General features: G+C 43.0%; 22 protein-coding genes and 3 pseudogenes. 13 read left to right on the top strand and 12 right to left on the bottom strand.

The annotated features are described in order from the left end of the window. Window positions 1–182: 182 nt before the first annotated feature. A pseudogene (locus tag A3712_RS27140) lies at window positions 183–513 on the bottom strand (outer membrane protein transport protein); the annotation flags it as partial. A 134-nt stretch (window positions 514–647) separates the two neighbouring features. Here A3712_RS27140 and A3712_RS28965 point away from each other — a divergent pair. Beyond that, window positions 648–1250, top strand: a pseudogene (locus tag A3712_RS28965) (winged helix-turn-helix domain-containing protein); the annotation flags it as partial. 480 nt (window positions 1251–1730) lie between these two features. Next, window positions 1731–3098, top strand: coding sequence for an anaerobic C4-dicarboxylate transporter DcuC (gene dcuC / locus A3712_RS22770; RefSeq protein WP_063525160.1), 1368 nt, complete (start codon window positions 1731–1733; stop codon window positions 3096–3098). Between the two features lie 157 nt (window positions 3099–3255). Here dcuC and A3712_RS22765 read toward each other — a convergent pair whose 3' ends face one another. Together A3712_RS22765 and narQ are read right to left on the bottom strand one after the other, a co-directional pair. Next, complete coding sequence (locus A3712_RS22765) at window positions 3256–3888, bottom strand: response regulator (protein WP_063525159.1); 633 nt, start codon at window positions 3886–3888, stop codon at window positions 3256–3258. Beyond that, complete coding sequence (narQ, locus tag A3712_RS22760) at window positions 3875–5599, bottom strand: nitrate/nitrite two-component system sensor histidine kinase NarQ (protein ID WP_443083615.1); 1725 nt, start codon at window positions 5597–5599, stop codon at window positions 3875–3877. Before narQ ends, A3712_RS22765 begins: the two co-directional genes overlap by 14 nt. Before the next feature lie 255 nt (window positions 5600–5854). On the opposite strand from narQ, the gene napF reads away from it, so the two are divergent. The 6 genes from napF to A3712_RS22730 all read left to right on the top strand — a co-directional run bounded on the left by napF (window position 5855) and on the right by A3712_RS22730 (window position 10469). After that, window positions 5855–6334, top strand: coding sequence for a ferredoxin-type protein NapF (gene napF, locus A3712_RS22755; protein WP_063525158.1), 480 nt, complete (start codon window positions 5855–5857; stop codon window positions 6332–6334). Between the two features lie 22 nt (window positions 6335–6356). Next, window positions 6357–6662: a chaperone NapD gene (locus A3712_RS22750; RefSeq protein ID WP_063525157.1), complete on the top strand. Its 306-nt coding sequence runs from the start codon at window positions 6357–6359 to the stop codon at window positions 6660–6662. Continuing rightward, complete coding sequence (gene napA / locus A3712_RS22745) at window positions 6659–9148, top strand: periplasmic nitrate reductase subunit alpha (RefSeq protein ID WP_063525156.1); 2490 nt, start codon at window positions 6659–6661, stop codon at window positions 9146–9148. The genes A3712_RS22750 and napA overlap by 4 nt, the downstream gene beginning before the upstream one ends. Window positions 9149–9256: 108 nt before the next feature. Further along, entirely contained in the window at window positions 9257–9712 is a 456-nt protein-coding gene (locus tag A3712_RS22740; RefSeq protein ID WP_004740119.1) for a nitrate reductase cytochrome c-type subunit, read from the top strand. A 29-nt stretch (window positions 9713–9741) separates the two neighbouring features. After that, window positions 9742–10320 carry a NapC/NirT family cytochrome c gene (locus A3712_RS22735; RefSeq protein ID WP_063525155.1) on the top strand — a complete coding sequence of 193 codons (579 nt, stop codon included), beginning with the start codon at window positions 9742–9744 and terminating at the stop codon, window positions 10318–10320. 11 nt (window positions 10321–10331) lie between these two features. Continuing rightward, window positions 10332–10469 (top strand): TIGR02808 family protein, encoded by a 138-nt coding sequence (locus A3712_RS22730; RefSeq protein ID WP_063525154.1) that lies wholly within the window; start codon window positions 10332–10334, stop codon window positions 10467–10469. 122 nt (window positions 10470–10591) lie between these two features. On the opposite strand, the gene phaC is transcribed toward A3712_RS22730, so the two are convergent. The 5 genes from phaC to A3712_RS22705 form a co-directional block, all read right to left on the bottom strand. Further along, window positions 10592–12418, bottom strand: a complete 1827-nt coding sequence (gene phaC / locus A3712_RS22725) for a class I poly(R)-hydroxyalkanoic acid synthase (protein ID WP_063525153.1) — start codon at window positions 12416–12418, stop codon at window positions 10592–10594. 75 nt (window positions 12419–12493) lie between these two features. Next, window positions 12494–12841, bottom strand: coding sequence for a phasin family protein (locus A3712_RS22720; RefSeq protein WP_063525152.1), 348 nt, complete (start codon window positions 12839–12841; stop codon window positions 12494–12496). 114 nt (window positions 12842–12955) lie between these two features. Beyond that, window positions 12956–14185: an acetyl-CoA C-acetyltransferase gene (locus A3712_RS22715; RefSeq protein WP_063525151.1), complete on the bottom strand. Its 1230-nt coding sequence runs from the start codon at window positions 14183–14185 to the stop codon at window positions 12956–12958. 26 nt (window positions 14186–14211) lie between these two features. Next, window positions 14212–14952, bottom strand: coding sequence for an SDR family oxidoreductase (locus A3712_RS22710; protein WP_063525150.1), 741 nt, complete (start codon window positions 14950–14952; stop codon window positions 14212–14214). A 564-nt stretch (window positions 14953–15516) separates the two neighbouring features. Next, a complete protein-coding gene (locus A3712_RS22705; RefSeq protein ID WP_063525149.1) occupies window positions 15517–16188 on the bottom strand; it encodes an SH3 domain-containing protein in 672 nt (223 codons plus the stop codon). 105 nt (window positions 16189–16293) lie between these two features. Here A3712_RS22705 and A3712_RS22700 point away from each other — a divergent pair, with 105 nt between their 5' ends. Together A3712_RS22700 and A3712_RS22695 are read left to right on the top strand one after the other, a co-directional pair. Continuing rightward, window positions 16294–16881 (top strand): hypothetical protein, encoded by a 588-nt coding sequence (locus A3712_RS22700; RefSeq protein WP_063525148.1) that lies wholly within the window; start codon window positions 16294–16296, stop codon window positions 16879–16881. Window positions 16882–17115: 234 nt separating this feature from the next. After that, window positions 17116–17358, top strand: coding sequence for a hypothetical protein (locus tag A3712_RS22695; protein ID WP_004740110.1), 243 nt, complete (start codon window positions 17116–17118; stop codon window positions 17356–17358). Window positions 17359–17527: 169 nt separating this feature from the next. On the opposite strand, the gene A3712_RS22690 is transcribed toward A3712_RS22695, so the two are convergent. Next, window positions 17528–17986: an Lrp/AsnC family transcriptional regulator gene (locus tag A3712_RS22690; protein WP_063525147.1), complete on the bottom strand. Its 459-nt coding sequence runs from the start codon at window positions 17984–17986 to the stop codon at window positions 17528–17530. A gap of 230 nt (window positions 17987–18216) precedes the next feature. Between A3712_RS22690 and A3712_RS22685 the strand changes: the two genes are divergently transcribed. Both A3712_RS22685 and A3712_RS22680 read left to right on the top strand, forming a co-directional pair. Beyond that, complete coding sequence (locus A3712_RS22685; protein ID WP_063525146.1) at window positions 18217–19146, top strand: DMT family transporter; 930 nt, start codon at window positions 18217–18219, stop codon at window positions 19144–19146. Between the two features lie 148 nt (window positions 19147–19294). Next, complete coding sequence (locus tag A3712_RS22680) at window positions 19295–19759, top strand: hypothetical protein (protein WP_063525145.1); 465 nt, start codon at window positions 19295–19297, stop codon at window positions 19757–19759. 89 nt (window positions 19760–19848) lie between these two features. Here A3712_RS22680 and A3712_RS27590 read toward each other — a convergent pair. Both A3712_RS27590 and A3712_RS22675 read right to left on the bottom strand, forming a co-directional pair. Beyond that, window positions 19849–19998: pseudogene (locus tag A3712_RS27590) on the bottom strand (sensor histidine kinase); the annotation flags it as partial. Window positions 19999–20121: 123 nt separating this feature from the next. After that, complete coding sequence (locus A3712_RS22675; RefSeq protein WP_057623238.1) at window positions 20122–20463, bottom strand: YggL family protein; 342 nt, start codon at window positions 20461–20463, stop codon at window positions 20122–20124. Between the two features lie 254 nt (window positions 20464–20717). Between A3712_RS22675 and A3712_RS22670 the strand changes: the two genes are divergently transcribed. Next, the gene (locus A3712_RS22670; RefSeq protein ID WP_063525144.1) at window positions 20718–22745 is read left to right on the top strand and encodes a PhoX family protein; all 2028 of its coding nucleotides are present in this window, start codon (window positions 20718–20720) and stop codon (window positions 22743–22745) included. A gap of 205 nt (window positions 22746–22950) precedes the next feature. Here A3712_RS22670 and A3712_RS22665 read toward each other — a convergent pair whose 3' ends face one another. Then, entirely contained in the window at window positions 22951–23571 is a 621-nt protein-coding gene (locus A3712_RS22665; protein ID WP_063525143.1) for a LysE family translocator, read from the bottom strand. Between the last annotated feature and the right edge of the window lie 149 nt (window positions 23572–23720).

The raw sequence follows: 23720 nt of genomic DNA, 5'->3' as shown, positions 1-23720 counted from the left end.
CATAACCGTCAAATTCATCTGAATTAAACGTTTTTCTAAGCAGCTATTTTTTACTTAATGAGCTTCCAGCTATTTAAATAATGCTAAAACAGCTAATGATGAGAATTGGGTTCAACTCACTGTCGAACCCTGCAATGTTTATATGATTCCTAAAGTTTTCGTTCTAAACTCCAAAGTAAAAGTTAAAAACGATGTTGATATTGAACACCAAGTAAAAAAGCGTCAGCGCTCGCAACTGCCGTTATATTGGAACTTGTTCCTAGAACCTTCGTCAGGCTTTCGTCAATATTTTGTGATTCTCCAATAATAAAACCGGTACCTACATCCATAGAGTTGCCATCAGTGAAGTGGTAAGTTCCGCCCACAGTCATCCTGTAACGAGTGGAGATTTACATCTGGTATCGATAAATAGGTTAACTTGTCGGTTGGAGAGATGTCATACAAGTAACCCGCTCATAAAACGATATCTTTCGACGTTGTGTAAATACCACCCACCGAGACATGCCCCGCATCGAGAGATTGATCAGCGAGTGTTTCTGTATTTCCTATCTTCAGCGTGTAACTCACATTAGAAATATCGATACCACTATCCATAAAAACTGCACCCACAGATAACACAGGTTGTTCGATGTACGCCATGGCTGCACTATCCGATTGGTTCTCATCAATCAGAGTTCCTTAAATTTTTATCTCAAAACCTAACGAGGTGAACACACTACAAGTCCTGATTGAATAAGTTTGGGTATCTAAAGGTACTTGCGTTGAAGATAGAAGCCTAATGCAAGCCATCCCAGTCTGAAAGAAAGTACTAGAAGATAAGAGTGGAATGATCATGCCACTCAACGTGGCAAAGGATTTAGATTTGCAGGTCAAGAAACCTAAGATAAAGAAGGTGGACTTCGTAAGATTCAAGCGCAAGCAAAGCAAGATTCACAACAAACACTAGAAGCGGTTCCGATAGAAGAAGCAAAACGAGAAACCACAACTCCTACGAAAAAGAACAGTAACATGCTGACGTTGGTTGGGGTATTTATTGTTGTAGCTTTGTTATCCCACTATCTATTTTCTTACTTAGATCGAAATATCTTAGCTGAAAGACTAACAGGAAGCACGTTACCTCTTGTAAAAAAGAAACCGACGAGTTCACATTTAAAAAACTTTATAACGTAACGCATTACCAATATAAGGGACGCAAGATCATCATCGATAATTCAGGAAAACCTTTGAGCTTCCATAGCGAATTTAAGTAACTCAGCGTGGCATGATACATTTCTGCAAGAAAGTAATGTGTGCTGATCTGCCAGCCTATTCTAATTCGGAACCTGAGTTGAACATCATTAGATATCATCACTCTCTAACTAAACAATCCTTGTAGCCTCATTTCTGACGTCGAGCTTTCTTCAATCTACTCAATGTCAAAATACACCTTTCTCATTAATTACCCAGCACAACTTGTGAATCCAAATTATTTATAAATGGAAGTCACCATATGCAGCAAAACTACACAAAGGTGATCCAAGTAATATTTTGGCGATCTATAATATTTGTTTATTAACATCTAAATAACAGCAGTTATTCATGATTTATAACCAGAATTAACATCAAACAAAATGTTTGTCTTAGATCATATCAACCTCAACTATGCCTCGTGCCGTAGTACAGTTTTAGGTACATTCATTGTCATATTCTGAAACAGTTTCTTGTATTTTTTAAACTTTGTGGAGATTTCGATGTTAGAACTCTTGATCGGACTAGTGGTTACCATCGCTGTAGGTTACTTTATTGTAAAAGGCTATAAAGCAGCCGGGGTTTTGTTAACTGCCGGCCTTGCTCTTCTTCTTATTACCGGCCTTATTGGTCACACAGTCTTACCAGCTAAGATAGCTTCAACAGGTAACATAGTTACCGATTCATTAGAATTCGTTAAGTACATGCTTCAATACCGTGGTGGCGGTCTAGGTATGCAGATCATGCTTCTATGTGGTTTCGCTTCTTACATGACTCACATAGGCGCAAACAATGTTGTTGTGAAACAGTTTTCCAAACCCCTATCTGTTATCAAATCTCCATACGCGCTTCTTGTTGCTGCTTACATCGTGGCGTGTCTGATGTCTCTGGCGGTGAGCTCTGCTACTGGCCTTGGCGTGTTGTTGATGGCTACCCTATTCCCAATGATGACAGCGATGGGTATTTCTCGTCCTGCAGCGGTTGCAGTATGTGCATCTCCAGCAGCAATCATTCTTTCTCCAACATCTGGTGACGTGGTTATCGCTGCAGAAAAATCAGGGCTAGACTTAGATGTGTTTGCGGTTCAAACGGTGCTACCGGTGTCAATCTGCGCAATTATCGTAATGGCAGCTGCAGCTTTTTTCTGGAACAAGTACCTAGATAAGAAAGAAAACACGCCAATGGAAAAAGTTGATGTTTCTGATATTGAAACAACAGCGCCTGCTTTCTATGCGGCGCTTCCGTTCCTACCTATTATCGGTGTTTTCCTATTCAATGGCCGAACTATTCCAGGTCTTAAGTTAGACATATACACTATCGTAGTTGGCTCAATTTTCGTTGGTGCCCTTGTTGATTATATTGTAAAGAAATTCGATGGCGAAAAGACGCTAGAAGACCTAGATTCTTGTTACCAAGGAATGGCGGATGCATTTAAAGGCGTTGTAATGCTGTTAGTTGCGGCTGGCGTATTTGCTCAAGGTCTAATGTCTATTGGTGCAATTGATAACCTAATCGGTCTTGCTGAATCAGCGGGTGCTGGCGGCATCGTACTTATGCTTATCCTCACAGGCCTAACGATTGCTGCGGCAATTGCGACTGGCTCTGGTAACGCACCTTTCTATGCGTTCGTTGAGCTTGCGCCTTCACTCGCTGCAAAGATGGGCCTAAACCCTGCATTCCTAATTATCCCAATGCTTCAAGCATCAAACCTAGGTCGTACTATCTCTCCAGTATCTGGCGTAGTGGTAGCAACTTCAGGCATGGGTAAAATCAGCCCATTTGAAGTGGTGAAACGTACATCTGTACCAGTCATCTGCGGCCTTATTACTGTTATATTCGGTACACTTGTTCTAGTACCAATGGCTGCTTAAGTCTTTAATAGTTATACAGATATGTAATGCCCAAATAAAAGGCGCTGAACTTAATAAGTTCAGCGCCTTTTTTATATCACTCTGAAACCTTTTACAGTTATCGAGAGTCGGATTGAATAGTACGGCTTGAAATAGTGTTATTTCAAAAGAACAAGCCTTACTTAATTTCACCATAGCGTTCTAGGTAAAGAACGGTTGCAGCTGTACGAGAAGGTACTTGCAGCTTTTTCAACAAGCTCTTCATATGTACCTTAACTGTCGATTCAGAAATGAACAAATGATCGGCGATCTGCTTATTACGGTAACCTTTCGCAACTTCTTGCAGGGTCTGCATTTCACGCTCAGTTAACTGGTCAAAGATATCATTGCGACTCGCGGCATCATTTAAATAACGAGCAACTACGCTGCTATATGCATTGTCACCACCGTATGCTTGTTTGAGCAACTCAATAAGCTCATCAGGCTCAGTGTCTTTCAATAAGTAGCCATCAGCCCCCGCTTTTACGAGCGCTTCAATATCTGCTGGGCTATCAGATACCGTAAGAATAACGATGTTAGCACTAGAACCATCAGTACGAAGCGCTTTCAATGTATCTAGACCAGACATGCCCTTCATGTTCAGATCAAGCAAGATCAAATCAGGTTCTTCTTCATGAGCAAGAGCAACCGCTTCAGTGCCGTTACTTGCTTCTGCGATCACTTCGAATTCGTCTTCAAAGCTCAGTAATTGGCTTATACCTCTTCGCATCAATGGATGATCATCAACCAGCATTACTTTACAAATCGTCAACTTTAACTTCCTTCAAACTTTTATATTTCAATATGACTGTACAGCCTTTACCTTGCGCCGCTTCAATCGTTAAGTCGCCATTCAGTCTTGCCGCACGCTCCTGCATAATGCTCATACCATAGTGGTTCACCTTGGAACCACTTGAGTCAAAGCCATCGCCATTATCTTTTATCACGACGAATACTTCACCGTCCTCATCAATACAGCATACATTTATCAAGTCAGCATTGGCGTGTTTTATTGCGTTTATTGTTGCTTCACGAATCAATTGAAGCAAGTGAACCTGACTGTGCGCATCAAGTTCGATAGATGAGAGATTGTTAGTGAGGTTAATCTTCGCATCTGTTCTTTCACTGAGTTCTTCAAGCATGGTGCTTAAAGCATCTCCGAAATTACCCTCTTTTATCGTCAACCTAAAGGTTGTGAGCAACTCTCGTAATTGAGTATAGGCATCTGCTAAACCGTTGCCGATTTCCGATGCTATTTGTTCAGATTGCTCTCGATGTTGCTGTTCTGGCAATTTGCCAATCACGCGCTTCAACAAAGTCACTTGGATTTTCAAATACGACAGTGACTGAGCTAGCGAATCATGAAGCTCGCGGGCAATGGTTGCACGCTCTTCCATAATAATAAGCTGCTTAGCCTTCTTTTGAGCACGATTGTAGTAGATCGCTCTCGATAGTAGTTGAATGAAGCTTTCGATCAGAGCTTTAGTTGAGTGCCCGTGGTGGTAAGAACAATACAAATAGCCGAGAATGAGCTCGTTATCGTCCAACTTCATTTCAAATTTTTCGTAATCTTGGCTTGGATCGTAACCTTCATCCAGAATCAACGGTCGACCCGAGTTGTCTACGATCTCTAATCGCAAAGATTCGATACCCTCTAAACTCACAAGGTTCTGCAATATCGCCCTAAAGTTTTCAGGTGTAATACGCGCAACCGTAAGCTCTTGTGATGAATTATAAAGTGCCTGCAGCGACTGGTTAGCGTTTAGCAGCTCAATCGTCTTCGCATCCACCACATCTTCAAGGTTTCGATAAAGCACACCTAAATCTTTGGCCATCGAGTTGAAGGTTTTGGTCAAAATGCCCAGTTCGTTGTTACTGGTCACCTTGAGCTCTACCTCGAAGTCGCTGTTTTTGATTCTTTGGCTCGCACCGACAAGAGCATGTAGCGGTTTAACAACCTGTTTACGTACAAAATGAACAACAAAAAGAGATATGACGAGAATTCCGCCTAAACCGATACCACCAGCCCATGCCAGTTTTATCAACTTATCTTCTGAGAACTCTTGCAGTTTAAAAACGAAGCCATCTATTTCAACCACGAAATTCTCAACCAATACGAGATAGTGTTTTCTGTCCGCACTATTCAGTACGCGTTTCAACTCATGCCAACGGCCAATAATTAGGTAGTAGTCTTCTGTGATATCCGTCGGTACATCCCAACTCACCAACCTAGTCATCGATGGCGAATAAAGTGAACGTTCAAACTCGCGGATGTGGGAGCCGAAATCAGCAGATTCTATTTGAATATCATGAGCTAACCGATAGCTTTGCATACGCATTGAGCCGGCCACGTTGACGGCTTCCGCATCGTTCAGGCTTGAAGCTAAACTAAAGATAGCAAAACCTGTAGTAGCAACGGACAACAGCAATATCCAGAGTAAAGATTTTGCTATTGTACTCGTCACTGATGAGGTTGGTCTCATGCGCAAAAGCTCCTTCCTAATGAAAATGCCCATATACACCTCTATATTGTCACATATCAAAAACTATAGCTCTATTCAGCATTGGCTCAATTGCCACTCAATTTCTTGATCTAAAACAATACATCCCCCTAATTAACCCTTAGGTGGTATTTATACAATCATTTCTAAAACTACACTAATTGTAAGGGCTAATGAATAAATGTTAATGGATGCTAGGCGTTCATTCATATTATTAAAAATATTTGTGGGTATTGAGTGATAGATCTATCGAAACGTCGTCTATTTTTTCGACAAAAAGTTGACTCAAGTCGTGTTCGTCTACCTTGGATTAAAAACCCAGAAAACTTTGAAACTGACTGTATTCGCTGCGGAAAATGCATCGAGAGTTGTGAGACTAAAATCATTACTATCGGTGATGGCGGGTTCCCCACTGTCGATTTCTCAATTGATGAATGTACGTTCTGCTATCAATGTGCAGATGTTTGTCCCGAATCCATTTTTAAGCCAAAGCAAGGAGAGCCTTGGCAAGCCAAAGCACATATCTCTGATAAGTGTCTCGCGCGACAAAACGTTGAATGTCGAAGCTGTGGAGACATGTGTGAACCTATGGCCATTCAGTTTCAACTTAGAGCAGGCAGCGTTGCTCTACCGAAAATCGAGTTAGATGAATGTAACGGTTGTGGAGCATGCGTAGCAATTTGCCCTACTTCAGCCGTTCTTGTGAGTAATGAATAAATAGATATAACGAGAGCAATTTATGGCACTAAATGAAGTGCATATATCAAGTCTAGTAGTGCATGTGAGCCCTGAGCATCTTAACAAGATCAAAGCGGAAATCGATCAGTTCGATAACGCGGAAATCTACGGATATAGCGCTGAAGGCAAGATCATCGTGGTCCTAGAAACCGAAAACCAAGGTTTTGTGACGGACACCATCGAAGCAATAAACGACATTCAGAACGTTTTAGGGACAGCTTTGGTTTACCACCAAATCGAAACTGAACTAGACGAAACGGATTTAGAAACTGGAAGCAACAATTCTCAACTTGAGGGTGAAGTATGAAAATGACAAGACGCGCGTTTGTGAAAGCAAACGCAGCTGCATCAGCGGCAGCCGTTGCAGGTGTAACACTACCGGCAACAGCAACCAACCTGATCGCTAGCTCAGATCAAACAAAAATCACGTGGGATAAAGCGCCTTGTCGTTTTTGTGGTACGGGCTGTTCAGTACTAGTAGGTACTCAAAACGGCAAAGTGGTTGCGACTCAAGGCGACCCTGAAGCACCTGTAAACAAGGGCCTTAACTGTATTAAAGGCTACTTCCTTTCTAAAATCATGTACGGTAAAGACCGTCTTGAGCAACCTCTTCTTCGTATGAAAGATGGCGAGTTCAATAAAGATGGTGATTTCGCACCAGTATCTTGGGACAAAGCGTTCGACGTGATGGCTGAGAAATGGAAAGCATCTCTTAAGAAGAACGGCCCAACAGGTGTTGGTATGTTCGGCTCTGGTCAGTGGACAGTTATGGAGGGCTACGCAGCCGTTAAGATGATGAAAGCGGGTTTCCGTTCAAACAACATCGATCCAAACGCTCGTCACTGTATGGCTTCTGCGGTGGGTGCATTTATGCGTACCTTTGGTATCGATGAACCAATGGGTTGTTACGATGACTTTGAACACGCGGACGCATTTGTACTGTGGGGTTCAAACATGGCAGAAATGCACCCAGTACTATGGACTCGTATTACAGACCGTCGTCTAAGCCACCCACACGTTCAAGTAAACGTACTGTCTACTTACTATCACCGCTCTTTTGAGCTTGCTGACACTGGTTACATCTTCAACCCTCAGTCTGACCTCGCGATCGCTAACTTCATCGCAAACTACATCATTCAAAACGATGCGGTTAACTGGGACTTCGTAAACAAGCACACGCACTTCAAACAGGCAACAACTGACATCGGTTACGGCCTTCGTGATGACGATCCAATACAGAAAGCAGCAGCAAACCCTAACTCAGGTGCAATGACTGCAATCACTTTCGAGGAGTACAAAGCAGCGGTTGCAGAGTACACGGTAGAGAAAGCATCTGAAATGTCAGGCGTATCTGAAGAGAACCTGGTCAAGCTTGCTAAGCAATATGCGGATCCAAACATCAAAGTGATGTCTCTATGGACAATGGGGATGAACCAACATACTCGTGGTGTATGGATGAACAGCCTTGTGTACAACATCCACCTTCTAACAGGTAAGATTTCTACTCCAGGTAACAGCCCATTCTCACTAACTGGCCAACCATCTGCTTGTGGTACAGCTCGTGAAGTAGGTACGTTCTCTCACCGTCTACCAGCAGATATGGTAGTTGCGAATCCTAAACACCGTAAGATTGCAGAGGAAATCTGGAAACTTCCGGAAGGTACTATCCCACCTAAGCCAGGCAAACACGCTGTTGCTCAAGACCGCGCACTGAAAGACGGTACTATCAACGCTTACTGGGTAATGTGTAACAACAATATGCAAGCAGGTCCAAACATCAACACTGAACGTCTACCTGGTTACCGTCACCCAGACAACTTCATCGTATGTTCTGACCCGTACCCAACAGCAACAGCGCAAGCCGCTGACCTTATCCTTCCAACAGCAATGTGGATCGAGAAAGAAGGTGCTTACGGTAACGCAGAGCGTCGAACACAAGCTTGGTACCAACAAGTGAAAACTGTAGGTGAAGCTAAGTCTGACCTGTGGCAAATCATGGAGTTCTCTAAGCGCTTCACTATCGAAGAAGTTTGGGGCGAAGAGCTTCTAGCTAAAGCACCTGAGCTACGTGGCAAAACCATGTACGACGTGCTTTACAAAAACGGCAATGTTGATGCTTTCCCTCTCTCTGAAGCTCAAGAGCTCAACGACGACGCACAAGCACAAGGTTTCTACGTACAGAAAGGCTTATTCGAAGAATACGCAACCTTCGGTCGCGGCCACGGTCATGATTTAGCGCCGTACGATCGCTACCACCAAGTACGTGGTCTACGCTGGCCTGTTGTTGATGGAAAAGAAACTCAATGGCGCTTTAAAGAAGGTTCAGATCCATATGCGAAAGCAGGCTCTGGGTGGGACTTCTACGGTAAACCAGACGGTAAAGCACTGATCATCAATGCTCCGTACGAAGCGCCCCCAGAAGTGCCAAACGAAGAGTACGATATGTGGCTATGTACAGGCCGTGTTCTTGAGCACTGGCACACAGGTACTATGACTCGTCGCGTACCAGAACTTTACAAAGCAGTGCCAGATGCACTGTGTTACATGCACCCTGCTGATGCCAAAGCTCGTGGCCTACGCCGTGGTGATGAAGTTCTTATCGAAAACAAACGTGGTGAAGTTCGTGTACGTGTTGAAACTCGCGGCCGTAACCGTCCACCACAAGGCTTGGTATTCGTACCGTTCTTTGATGCAAGAATTCTGATCAACAAGTTGATCTTGGATGCAACGGATCCTCTGTCTAAACAGACGGACTACAAGAAGTGTCCAGTTAAGATCACTAAAGTTGCTTAAGCCCTAGGCTTAGAGAAACGATCTTGAGTATTAATATTGCGGCTACTTTTTCACCATTTAGAAAAAGTAGTCCTCTCAAAGAATTAGCCTTTAGGCGGAGAAATTAACATGAAAAAACTGATTACTGCCCTACTATCAGCCGGTCTTTTGTTAGCTGGCGTGGCTCAAGCTGAGCTGGATAACCCTGGCGGCATTGGTGGCGTAGAGTCTTTACGTGGTGCAAGTGAGCTTGAAGCAACGCGTGCAGCAGACGACTTCAAAAAGTACCCTCGCGACCAAGTACTTGAAAGCGATTACGTATACCAACCACCATTGATACCACACAATATCCGTAGCTACGAAGTGTCTCTAAACGCGAACAAATGTCTGTCTTGCCATAGCTGGAAAAATGCGAAAGAAATGGGTGCAACAAAAATTAGTGTTACCCACTACATGAACCGTGAGGATGCAGTACTTGCTGACGTTTCACCTCGTCGTTACTTCTGTCTGCAGTGTCACGTTCCACAAGCTAGTGCGAAACCATTAGTAGAGAACGAATTCAAACCTGTTGACTCACTACGCTAATCTTAGCCGTATTGTAGAGAGGCGATTATATGAAATTACTAAAAGCGTTTTGGAGAAGACTGACAACTCCAAGTAAAGCAGCCGTTGGCCTTGTACTTTTCTTGGGGTTCTCTGGCGGTCTTTTGTTCTGGGGTGCATTTAACACTGGTATGGAAGCAACCAACACAGAAGAATTCTGTTCTGGCTGTCACGCACCTATCGTTGAAGAGATCCAAGAGACAATTCACTACTCAAACCGTTCTGGTGTTCGTGCAATCTGTTCAGACTGTCACGTACCACATGAATGGACTGATAAAATTGTTCGTAAGGTTCAAGCATCAAAAGAGCTGTACGCTCACTTTATTGCTAAGACGATTGACACGCCTGAGAAATTCAAAGAGCGCCGTCATCACTTAGCGGAACGAGAATGGGCTCGATTGAAGAAGAACGATTCACTTGAGTGTCGTAACTGTCACCAGTTCGATTACATGGATTTCTCTGAGCAGAGTCCTCGTAGCGCGAAACAACATTCAACAGCGCTAGCTTCTGGTGAGAAGACATGTGTAGACTGCCACAAGGGTATCGCACATAAACTACCAGACATGCACGGTGTTGAAGGCTGGCAATAAGGAGCAATTGAATGAGTACTTTAGAAAGCGTGATTTGGCATATCCTAGGTTACAGTGCTATGCCATTTATCATTCTTGCCGGCTTCGTAGGTGTTGCAGCCGTATCTCTTTGGATTTTATCTATGGGTAAAGATAAAGAAATAGATTAAGAATCGAATCAACTTTTCTCCTACCTTTGGTACGTTAGAGATGAGTTAAAAAGCCACTGGGTTCAGTGGCTTTTTTATTACCTGTGGTGCTTTTTTATTGTTGTAAAGTATCCATACGAACACTACGCGTCGTTTGGTTGGGCGCCTTTCTCAGTGACATCTATATCGCTCTTAGCTTTATTAACAATTGGAAGGACCTGTTTTACGTAATTACCTGGCGCCTTACCAATCACAGGATACAACTCAGAACCTTGATTGAACGGTTCAACCCTTTCACCCGCTTCAAAGCCCTGTAACCATTGATTCCAGTGTGTCCACCAAGAACCTTCATTGTGAGTTGCATTTGATAGCCACTCATCAGCAGAATCATCCAAGTTGTCGTTAAGCCAAAATCCATACTTTTGTTTATCTGGATGGTTAACAATACCTGCGATATGTCCAGACTCGCCCAGCACAAACGTCTTGTTGCCACCCGTGTTCAGTGCGCCGCGGTAAGTCCCTTGCCAAAGTGCAATGTGGTCTTCCTTAGTAGAGATGAAGTAACTAGGTATTTTTATCTTATTCAGGTCAATCCAGACACCGCCCACTTTCACGCCTTTGTCTTGCACCAGTTTGTTTTCAAGGTACAGATCTCGTAGCAGGAAGTTATGACACTTAGCAGCTACATTGGTGCTATCACTGTTCCAATAGAGCAGGTCGAACTCCATTGGACTGCTGCCTTTTAGGTAATTATCAATGTAGTAGTTCCAATATAAGCTGTTTTCACGAAGCAGACTGAACGTCACACTCAATGACCTACCATCCATAAAGCCTTTGGCTTCGTTCTGTTTTTCTATGGCGTTGATGATCGTTTCATTGATATAGGCGCCCACTTCACCCGGCTGAGAGAAGTCTAATAAAGTCGTAAAGAAGGTAGCGGTTTTAATACGTTTCTTCATTCTTTTAGCGGCATAGTAAGCGACTGTTGAAGCCAATACAGTACCGCCAATACAGTAACCAGCAGCGTTGATCTGCTCTTTCCCAGTAATGTCTTCGATTGCGGTCACAGCTTTCGCGACACCTTCAGTCACATAGTCACCAAACTCTAACTCTTTCTGTGCTTCACCGGGATTGCGCCAAGACATCATGAACACACTGTGCCCTTGTTCAAGCAACCAGCGAACCATCGAGTTCTTCTCACGAAGATCGAGAATGTAATACTTATTAATAAACGGCGGTACGATCAGCAATGGCGTAGCATTGACCTTAGGTGTTTTCGGGTAGTATTGAATCAGTTCAAACAATTCACTTTGAAAAACAACATCCCCCTCTGTATTGGCAACATCGCCTCCCAACCGGAATGCATTATTGTTGGTCATACGGATCTTGAGGATATCAGCGCTTGCTTCAACATCAGCCTGCAATTGCTCAAGCCCATCGATCAGGTTTTCACCATTTCGCTCAAGCGTTAATTTCATCAACTCTGGGTTTGTCGCAATAAAGTTGCTTGGAGAAAGTGCGTTGATCGCTTGACGTGAGAAGAACGCAACACGCTCTTTGGTTTTCTCATCAATGCCGTCAATTGAGTTTATTGTGTCGATATAGCTTTTACTAAACAACAAATAAGATTGTTTGATAAAGCTATAAAATGGGTCGTTTTTCCACGCTTCATCAATAAAGCGTTTATCACTGCGATCTTCAGTGATTACACTCTGTGTGTTACCCATCAATGCAGCATTTTGCCAGATCTTAAGTTGTTGCTCCCACCATTGGGATTGTAACTGAAGGAGTGCAGCGGGTTGGTTAGCGGCTTGCTCGAATATTTTCGATGCATCATCAAAATTCAATTCTTGCATCGCTTGGTTTAGGGGAGATTGCGCGGCTTCCTTGTTTTGTTCAAAGTTGTTCCACCATTGCTGGTTTGTTTGTTGAAGTTTAACAAGGTAGTCCGAAAAGAAGTGTTGAAACATAACATGACTCCAATAATCGGAAAATCGCCACCGAGCATCACAGTAAACACTGCGCTAACTCGATGGCGATTGAATTTATGCAGGTGTAACTGTTTTCAAGTTTTCAGTTGTTAGTGTTTCAACGTCTTCTTTGAATTCTTTCGCTACCGCTTGCAGCTTTGCGCTATCACTCATCATCTGTTGAGACAGTTGAGTCAATGCTGCTAGCTGTTGGCTGTTGAATGCAGTAAGGCTGTTCACATCTTTAATCTCACTTACCGCTTTCATTTGAGCAAGCCCCATGTCCGTATAAGTCTTCATCGCATTCATTTGCAATTCTGTAATTGTTTGAACGTTCTTCGCAACTAACTTGTTGAACTTAAAGTACGGTTCAAATTGCTTTTCAGTTTGGTCAGTAATTGTTTTAAAAATATCCGTGTACATAAGTAACTCCTGATGAATATATAGTTTAGTAAATTCGTACTTGTACCGTTGCAGCCAAGGCACTACTGCTCACTAACGCACCTTGTAAACTGCAGCGATAAATTGTTTAGTTTGCTAACGATAAGTCCGGGGGTAACCTTCAATGCTCTTCAGCAGAACCGCGGTCCCCATTCCCCCGCCCACACAAAGTGAAGCAACACCATAAGTACTCTCTTGCTCAAGCATTTCATGGATAAGTGAGACAATGATTCTATTACCCGATGCGCCCAGTGGATGTCCAAGTGCAATCGCGCCACCATTAACATTCACTTTTGATTTAAAGGCTTCAAGAGGCAGATCATGTTGCTCTGATAGCTGATACATCACACCTAAAGCTTGAGCTGCAAACGCTTCGTTTAATTCAAACAGATCAACTTGTTCGAGTGTTAAATCAGCCTTATCCAGCGCTTTAGATACAGCCTCTACCGGCCCCAATCCCATGATCTTTGGGTCTAATCCAGATTGTGCGTAGCTTGTTAGCTCAACCAGTGGTGTCAGGCCGTATTTTGTTACAGCGCTCTCTGAAGCCAATATGATTGCACTCGCGCCATCGTTTATACCTGAAGCGTTGCCCGCTGTGACCGTACCTTCACGGTCGAATGCAGGACGAAGCTTTTGTAAACCCTCAAACGTTGCATCCGCTTTCGGATATTCATCGGTATCAAAGATGGCGGTCTGTCTGCGCTGTTTCACTTCAACAGGCACAATTTGCTCAGCAAACTTATCCGCTTCAATAGCAGCTACTGCTTTTTGTTGGCTTTCTAGCGCATAGTTGTCTTGAGCAAGACGCGAGATATTCAATGCATTCGCAATGTTCTCTGCTGTCACACCCATGTGATAATGATTGAACGCATCCGTCAGACCATCGCCAACAAGCAGGTCTTTCATCGAGATGTCACCCATCTTGTGTCCGTTACGAATACTTGGCGGAACCACAAAAGGGATTTGAGACATTACTTCCACGCCCGCAGCAACCACGACTTCTGCATCTTGCGCTTTAATATGAGCTGCAGCATCCATTACTGATTTCATACCACTACCGCAGATCATGTTAACGCCGTAAGCTGGAGTCTCTTCAGGTAGCCCAGCGTAGATTGAAGCCTGACGTGCAACGCCCATACCTTGACCCGCAGAAACCACATTGCCAACAATCACTTCATCAATCACATCTAAAGGAAGCTCTACCGAGTCCAATGCTCCCTTTATCGCCACACCCGCCAATTCACCGGCTGTAACGTCTTTCAGTGAACCCGTAAATGCACCAATAGGCGTGCGTTTTGCCGCAACTATAAATACTTTTGCCATCATTCCATTCCTGTCAGTTTCACCAATTAGTGCATGTACAAGCCGCCATTTACAGACAAAGTCTCGCCCGTAATGTACGCACCAGAATCGCTTGCTAGGAATCCAACCGCTTCCGCAATTTCCACTGGCGTTGCTAAACGTTTCATTGGGATTTGGTTCTTAATTGAATCCAGTACTTCCGGCTTGATTTTTTTAACCATTGGGGTTGCGGTGTAACCCGGAGCAATAACATTAACGGTGACGCCGCTGCGTGCACCTTCTGCTGCTAATGCTTTAGAAAAACCAATCATCCCAGCTTTTGCAGCAGAGTAGTTGGTTTGCCCGAATTGCCCTTTAAGGCCATTCACTGAGGAGATATTGATAACTCGACAGTTACCTTTCTCACACATAGAAGCGAATAGAGGTTGAGTCACATTAAACAAGCTGTTCAGGTTCGTTTCGATAACCTCTTTCCACGCTTCGGCATTCATCTTTTTAAATACGCTATCACGTGTAATGCCAGCGTTATTAACGAGAACATCAACGGTACCCTCTTCCTGTAACAACTTGCTCAAGCTCAATGCGCACTCTTCTGTATTGGTGACATCCAACTCAAACAATCTCACTTGATCTTCAGTAAATTGTTTCTCGTTGAACCACTCCAGAGCACACTGATAATTTCCAGTAAAATAAGTCGCAATCACACGATACCCATCAGCGACTAGCTTAGAAGATATTGCTGACCCGATGCCACCCTTTGACCCTGTAATTAAAGCAAGTTTTTTCATTAATGGTTCCATCCCTTACAAGCAATTAAATAACAATGATGTTAATAAGATAATGTCTTATTCGATAATTAAACTTCCGCGTTGCTTTAGTTAAACACTACATATCAAAATCAAAAATTATTATTACAAAGAGAAAATAATTCGTACTGATGTCTAAAAATATGACTTACCTCGCAAAAAACGTGAAATGTTAAACACATGTAAAATCAACACAAGCTTTTGATTTTAAATGAAATTTTTAATGCCACTAATATCAGCAGTAATGGTAACCTCTTGTAAATAAAGGAGAAAAATCTAATCCAAACCTTGTTTCAATAAGAATGCAATATTAAAAAATAGAATTTATTGAAGACCAAAATATTAGTAAAAGTATTATTTATTATTAATAAATCTATATTATTTATTCTATAAAGCGATCAATATAATTTTAAGGATAAAATGATTAAATATTCATTTTATAAATAATAAAAAGCCCACTCCATTACAGAGTGGGCTTTGATAATCAATTGATAAATTATAGTCTATCGACAGTTTACATTCTCAACAGCAATACATAGTTGTCTCTTAGTCTGTAAATATTTCATTTGTATTTACATCAAGATAAATTTTATTTTCAAGAGATAAGCCACCGCAGTAAATAAAGTAAACATCGCGCTCGCTATACCGAACAGATCTTACCCAACCACCTAGCTCTTCAAAATCACTTGGTTCGCACTCACCTTCAGATATCAACTTAGCGACAGAATTGCGAAATTTCTCTTGGTACAACTTAAGATCGTCGGACTTAACTAAGTAAGAATCTAATATATCTTTGTTTTCATTATTAGAAATAACCACTTCATCATTCGAGAGACCTGACATCGCCACCCATTCTGCAATCTGAGGTCCGCCTTCTTTCAGAACAATATAATCCGAAATACGTGCCCAATCTCCCTGCTTCTCGAGCACTTCGACCTTTTCCCCTTTATAGAGGTAGCCCGTTATCAAGCCATCAATCTCAGGCTGTTCTACAACCTCTAGCTTTATATCTAACACATAAAACTCTGTTTGCTTGGGTTCAGGTCGTAATTCCATAACAGGCTTTAATTCAGATTTAGGTGGCTCCACAGTTTCAACAACAGGCTCTTCGACTTTTTCTGGTGGCTTAGGATCTTTCTTCATAATGAAGAAGTAGTACGCCGCGCATCCTCCACCCAAGATTAACAATACAAGTAAAGCGATCAGCGCTTTTTTCATTCAATCCACCAGCTTATCCGTTTGAAGTGAATTTGCAGTGTACATCAACTCACGCATCAGCTCATCTATACTCTATACTGATAATATCGCGAGTAGAGGAAGACCATGAGTTTTTGGGGTAAATTTCTGATCATAAAAGTTTCTTTGAGTGCTAGTGTGGTAATAGCCAGTGAATGTAACAGTGAGAGCTGGCAAACGCTCCTAGCCCGTCAACTCGCCTTTGAGACTCGCTATAACCAATATACAAAAGAGTTCAATCAAGTTCTCTCAACCTATGAGTCACAGACCCTACTGTATAAACATTTCACTGGAGAGCAAGCCGTTGAACTTTGGGCAAAATACGAACAAAGATTTAATACACAGCTCAACAGCCACATGAATACCGCTTACGATATCTCCGAAGTTCTGCTTCAACAGTCATATGTAGTATCGACCGAACTAGAAGGTGCTCGTTCTCTTGCTCAACTATGGGGAGCAATGGCTCAAGATTGTGATAAAGCTAAGCTAATCCATCAGTCAGCAAGTGCACTGTCACATGTGAAGAGCTCGCAGTCTCTCTCGCAAGACCTAAATGTGCTGAGTGAAAAGTTCAGGCAACTATCGTTTAGGTATCGTCAGGAAGCTACAATGACCGATGCTGCACGCCAATCAAATGAACGGGAAAGCGTTAAATCCAACGAACCGCCTCGCTAGATTTATCTGCAAAATCAACTATGTCTGATGAAAATGTATTCAACCCACCCTTAATCAAAGCTTTATCAATAACTTGTAAAGCTACTGTGTTAACCATCAACAAAAAGTTCAATATCCAACCAATGCAAGTAATTATGTGAGAGATTCATCACAAAATAGATTTACAAACGCCAAAAAATTGTTATCATGAAACTTCATATAACTTAATAACAAGAAACATTTTGGCTAGGTAATATGCAAAAAACTATGGCTTTCAACTGCTTGAGTAACACGGAATGGACTGCAGAGATAAGAGCTAAGCTTTTATCTGTAGCTAAACACATGGAAGAGTTCGGTTCAGTAAGTGAATTAGAGCTATGTAAGATATTTGGAGAAACAATCTGGAATGACGGTGTGGATTATCATTCACATGCTTTTTCATTCAGAATTAATGCACAAACTGGAGATTGTTCAATCTCTAACTTTAAGTATCACTAAGTTTTGCACCTATCATATACGGAGTATCTTTCACGAGGTGCTCCGTTTTTTATTACCTTGAGTTTGGCATCTTGTGAAAGATCTTCGGTCATCTTCGCTTTGTTAACCAAGGATCAAATCATTCGTTTTCAGCTCACTCCCCCAATAACAGCCAAAGCTTTCCATCGGGTTAGTCGGTATACACTGGAAGAGGAGCATTACCTTTTACTTGCCTTATCGCTAGGTGAGTATGGATGTCTTTGACGTTAGATAGCCGCTGGAGTTTTCTAGTAAATGCTTCATAAGCCATTAAGTTTGGACTAACCACCTCTAAAAGATAATCATAAGCGCCAGAGACAACATGACAGCTGATTACCTCCTCCATCTCGACAATCGCACCTTCGAACTTATCGATCGACACTTCTTGGTGATTGTTTAGGCTCACCTCTACAAACACGCTCATCGCCACACCAACTTTTTCTCGCGACAAGCTCACGCGATAGCCATCGATAATCCCTTTCTCTTCGAGCCTTTTGATACGCCTAGCACATGGAGACGCAGATAACCCGACCTCCTCAGCGAGTTCAGCCGTTGTCAATCGACCATCTTTTTGTAGTAATTCAAGAAGATGCCTATCTATTCTATCCATAACCCGACTTATCCTTTGGTATTAAAAAGAGCAATGAGGGCAGCACCCATTTAGATCTACCACTAATCAACGTGGTAAACCTCAAGACCACAACAAGGGTTTTAAGCACCAATAACTTTCGCCATATTAGCAAAAATCACCAATAGTAAGTAAAAACTCATTCAATTTTGCCAACTTAAGGCACACGAATCCCATCATAATTAATCATCACTTACTTGTTTGTTTATATTATGAAGCTTGGCTACCTTTCCATTACTGTCACTTTACTGATCTGGGCGAGTTTTTTTCTCTCACTAAAAGGTGGTTCCAATTCGAATTTAACGCCCGCAGACATAGCTCTCACACGCTTCTTCATACCAGCCCTCATGCTACTGCCACTAGTATGGAAAGCCCGTAACATCGTCACTGCTGTGCCTACACGATACTTACTCGGTATGTTCATTGGTAGTGGGCTGCCTTATCTCCTTGTCGCTGGTACAGCAATGCAGTTTGTTCCGGTTTCTCACGGTAGTGCTTTAGTTCCTGGGACACTGCCTCTGTTTGTTACAGGCACTGCGGTCCTCTTTTTTAAGCAACCACTGAGCAGACATCGAGTAGCGGGATTAGCGATGGTGTTACTTGGAATCATGCTGTTTTTAGGCGCGAGCTTAAGCAGTTTCAACTTCGAATACACCAAAGGACACATGCTATTCTTATGCGGAAGCTCGATGTGGGCGATATTTACAATTTCTGCTCGTGTGGCCAATCTTGACGCATTGGTAAGTGCTGGCTTCGTCTCTCTCTGCTCGACGTTACTATTATTGCTTCTCATCGTTACTGGGGCGCTCCCTAGCCATCTAGCAGACACACCCATCACTCAATGGCCATTTACCGAGCTTGCTGTGCATTCTTCAGTACAAGGCGTTGGCGCAGGTTTAATAGCAGCGTTCACATACCTTTATGCAGTAAAGACCTTAGGAGCAGAACGATCGGCTGCATTCGGCAGTGCAACACCCGCAATTGCGACTCTGCTGGCTATCCCAATGTTTGGCGAGCTCCCTGACACGCTTACCTGGCTCGCTCTTGGTTCTATTTGTATTGGCAGCTTAGTGGCGAGCAATATCTTTATGAGAAATGATCAATCAATGCAGTATCAGCCTCCCGCTCACAGCAAGGCTTAACTGCGCTTGCTCAAGCATTCCTACTACTCACTTTCAAAACAACGATGTCTAGATAAGCCTACCTTTGCAAGCTTATCTAAAATCTTCTTTTTCTCAGCCCGCTTCTCTATTAAACTGTTCGACCTTTTTGCCGATTCAAGAGAACACCATGCAACGCGACTACACCTTAAATTGCTTAATCACCATGCCTCGTCATGAACTAGAAGAATTTAGTTTAAGAATGATCCATCGCCTTGTTCCTGAAGACGCAATGACAGAGCTATTCACATTCGAACAAGAAGAAGTGACCAGCGATGAACGCATGCAATCAGCGAAGTTTGATGCAATGCTACGAATGACCGCGATTGCATTAGGCGAAGTAAACCTAGCGTTCTCTGAATCAGAAAACTCACAACAAAACATCGAACGCATGACTCGCCTGCTGTTATGGCATTTCTACTCGATCTCTTTCAACCTTGAAGAAGCGATCGCAATTGAAGTGCACTGTGAGAAAGTAGAGAAGATCTTAAAGAACGCACCAAAAGATGCGTTTGGTTGGGTTAAAGAACTCACAGAGCTGCTTCACTTCTATGCAAAAGTAAATGAAGGCAACGAAGAAAAAAAAGACGCGTAACGTCCCATAAGCTTCAACAGGCTGCCGCAAAACAGTCCTGCTCATTACAAAGGCAGAATGAACTACACAGAAGGCAAGTGAAAGCTTTGCTAAAATGAGTTCTCTGCCTTTGTTGTTTTTAGTACGCTGTGATGCAGCATCAAGATCGACTGCGCAATTTTAGTCCCGATACCCAATGAACCATTCGGCGCTTCACGCTCCACTTCATTGTGAATAACCACCCTAACCCGCTTCGAATCCTACTCTAAGTCAAAACGCAAAAAGGCTGAATCGAATTACCGATTCGGCCTCTGTTTTGTGTATTGTTACTCGTTCTAAAAGTCGTGTTGCTCTCTAAGCAAAGCTAACGCTATAGGATCAATTTAGAACGCGTAGTTTGCGTCGATCAGTTCGCTTACTTCAACTTTCGTTACTTCAGCACGCGCTTCAAGCCATTGTGCAACCTGAAGTTGTTCAGCTTCAGTTACTGAACGGTAGCGCTCAATCGAACATAAGAAACCTTCAAACAACTCAAGGCCGCCACCACCAAAGCACAAACCAATGCTATCAATGAAGTCGATGAATTCATCAATGAATACATCGTATTGATCAAAATCAGTAATCGATGTTTTGCAGCTTACTTCAAAGCCAAGAATCGCGAATTCACCTAGGTATAGCTTTTTACGTAGACGACGATTTTTGTTTTCGATCTTATCTAATTTCATAACTGTCTCTCTCTTCGTTTGATTAAGCATTTATACACAGTTCTAACGCAATGCCCTAGAGTTTTATCTTGCATAAAAAGCTTTGAAACAAAAATCTTGCTAAAGAAACAAAAGCTTAATAAAAACTATAAAAATCTGTCACTTAACTGCTTCACGATTGGTCACAAATTTACCCAAGTTATTAACCAATTAGTTAGTAACTTTGTAAGTCATAAATAACAAATAATAAAGTCAACCAATAGGAAGTAGTTGCGATGAGCAAGGAAACATTTGATAGCACTCGTTTTAACAAGAGTAACAACAAACCCTTTGAAGAGGTTCTAGAAGCAAACCTTTCAAGAAGAAACGTTTTGAAAGGCGGCTTAGGCATTAGCGCAATGACCGCCTTTGGTGCATTCGGTTTAGGTGGTCACAGCACAGCTAACGCGTCAACAATGCAAGCTACGGGCGCGCAAAAAAGTACTGCGACGCTAGCATTTGAATCGGTTAAAGGATCATTAACAGACAGCGTAGTTGTGCCTAAAGGCTATACAGCACAAGTGCTAGTTCCTTGGGGAACGCCTCTCAATAAGCAAGGCAATGCTTGGCTAAAAGACGGCACCAACAATGCACAGGACCAAGCTAATGCTCTAGGCATGCACCACGATGGCATGCACTTCTTCCCGCTTGATGGCAACAGCAATGATGGTTTGTTGGTCATCAACCACGAATACATTGACCAAAAAGCACTTCACGCTAATGGCCCTACATACAATGAAGGCGCTCGCCCTAACATTGATGAAGTACGTAAAGAGATCAACGCCCACGGCGTGAGTGTGGTACGCGTTAAACTTGAAGGCAACCAGTGGATAATGGTCGACAACGACCCACTTAACCGCCGCTATACTGGCGCCACTGTAATGGACCTATCTGGCCCTGTCGCTCACAGTGAGTTTACCAAAACGAAATTCTCACAAGACGGTAGCCAAGCTCGTGGCACATTAAATAACTGTGGTAACGGCTACACACCTTGGGGCACTTACCTCACTTGTGAAGAAAACTGGCCGGGTTACTTCGTCAATAAAGGTACAACTACCCCCGCTCAAGAGCGTATCGGTATCGCAACAGATAAAACCCGTTACGCTTGGGACACGCTTTCCGGTGACAAACAAGAGCGTTTAGATGAGTTTGCACGCTTTGATGTAACTCCAATCGCTGATTCTCCAATGGACGATTACCGTAACGAAGCACACGGTCACGGCTACATTGTTGAGATCGACCCATACACAGCAAACTCACGAGCGAAGAAACGCTCTGCTCTTGGCTGCTTCCGTCATGAGGGTTGTACGTTTGGTAAGTTAACTGAAGGCGAACCAATCGTATTCTACTCTGGTCACGATTCTCGTTTCGAATACCTGTACAAATTTGTTTCTGAAGCGAAATGGGACCCGCGTGACGCTGAGCCAAGCAACCGCCTTAGCGCGGGCGACAAGTACATGGACAAAGGCACGCTTTACGTAGCCAAGTTCAACGACGATGGTTCAGGCACATGGTTGCCATTAACACTAAGCAGCAAAACCACAAACGGTGACAAGCTAAGTGATACGTTTGATTCACAAGCAGCACTTATCGTCAATACAGCAGGCGCTGCCGACCTTGTGGGTGCAACACCAATGGATCGCCCTGAATGGTGCTCTGTTGACCCAATGACAGGTACGGCTTACTTAACGCTAACAAACAACAACAAGCGTAAAGAAGCTAACTCAGCGAACCCTCGTGTAAATAACAAATTTGGTCATGTTATCCGTTGGGATGAAGGCAAAACGGCGAGCGAATTCGATTGGGATATCTTTGTATTCGGGTCTCCTGCTGTGGAAGATAAGTCTATCAACCGCTCAGGTCTAACAGACATGAACCAATTCGCGAGCCCTGATGGCTTAGCGTTTGATGCGCGTGGCATCTTATGGATTCAAACGGACAACGGTGCAGACGAAGTAACGGGCTATACCAATGACCAGATGCTTGCTGTCGTTCCGTCTCAATTAACGGATGACCAAGGCAACAGCGCGGTAATTGATGCAAACAATCAAGCACAGCTAAAGCGTTTCTTTGTGGGACCAAACGGTTGTGAAGTAACAGGCTTTACCATTAGCCCAGACTTCAAATCACTGTTTGTGAACATTCAACACCCTGCGAACTGGCCATCTTCAGACGATGCAACCGCTCAGACTCAAGGTAACGTTCGTCCACGAGCATCTACTGTCGTGATTCGCCGTGAAGACGGTGGTGAGATCGCGGTCTAACAAACAACGCAACGTTAGTTATCTAGGTAATACAAAAAGAGCGATAAGGCCAAATGCCCTATCGCTCTTTTCTATTCTGTTCAATCTTAGATTTACGTATGAATCCGAGCCCCAAAACTCATCATCATCCCAAGCTCTCGTCATCCTCGAAAAGGTGGAGCGATTGAGTAGTCGAACCTCTCTGCTCGTTGTCGTTACAGCAGAATCAACTCACAAACAACCACACACCAACACCCATCATCAGTGTGCCAGCAATACGGTTCATCAACTTCACGTTATCTGCCTTACCTAACATATGCTTGAGGCTCTTACCGCCTGTCGCATACAAAGTCATACAAACAAATTCAGAAGCCAAGATAATAGACACCAAAATCATCAGTTGAGGCGCTAAATCTTTACTGCTGCTGATAAAAGGAGGAAGCAGAGAAATCATAAATGCCCAGCCTTTTGGATTCGCAATCGCAGTCACAAAGCCTTGAACCACGAGATCCCAGTCATTATTTACTTTGGTACTTTGAGTATCGGTACTAATGGCTAACTTGCCTCTCGAGCGCCACATCTGAACACCCAAGTAGAACAAGTAAGCTGCGCCAACAAACTTAAAGCCAGCAAATAGCCATGGGTAATTCAGCATAATTGAAGCAATGCCTAGCACTGCTGCAACCGAAACTACAGCGACGCCAGCTAGCTCACCAATCATCATCCACAATGTACGCTTATAGCCAATACTCATACCCAATGTTAAGGCCAAAGTCATGCACATGCCCGGGGTGATTGAAACAAAGAAAAACGTTGGGATGAAAGCCAAAAGTAGCGCGCTATCCATATTATTACCTTACTGCCTTGTTACTGCTTGAAACTCACTGTATCCCCATTGAGAAAAAGTTCACTGAAAATTGGGAGATTGAAAAATCGATGATCACAAACGCCAGAATAAGCATTTATGTAGAGCAACCGTGTTTATAAATAACACCA

It is taken from the genome of Vibrio sp. HI00D65 (assembly GCF_001635455.1).
GTDB lineage: Bacteria > Pseudomonadota > Gammaproteobacteria > Enterobacterales > Vibrionaceae > Vibrio.
Note: the sequence above shows the minus strand (reverse complement) of the source record. Positions and strands in the feature narration are given on the sequence as shown.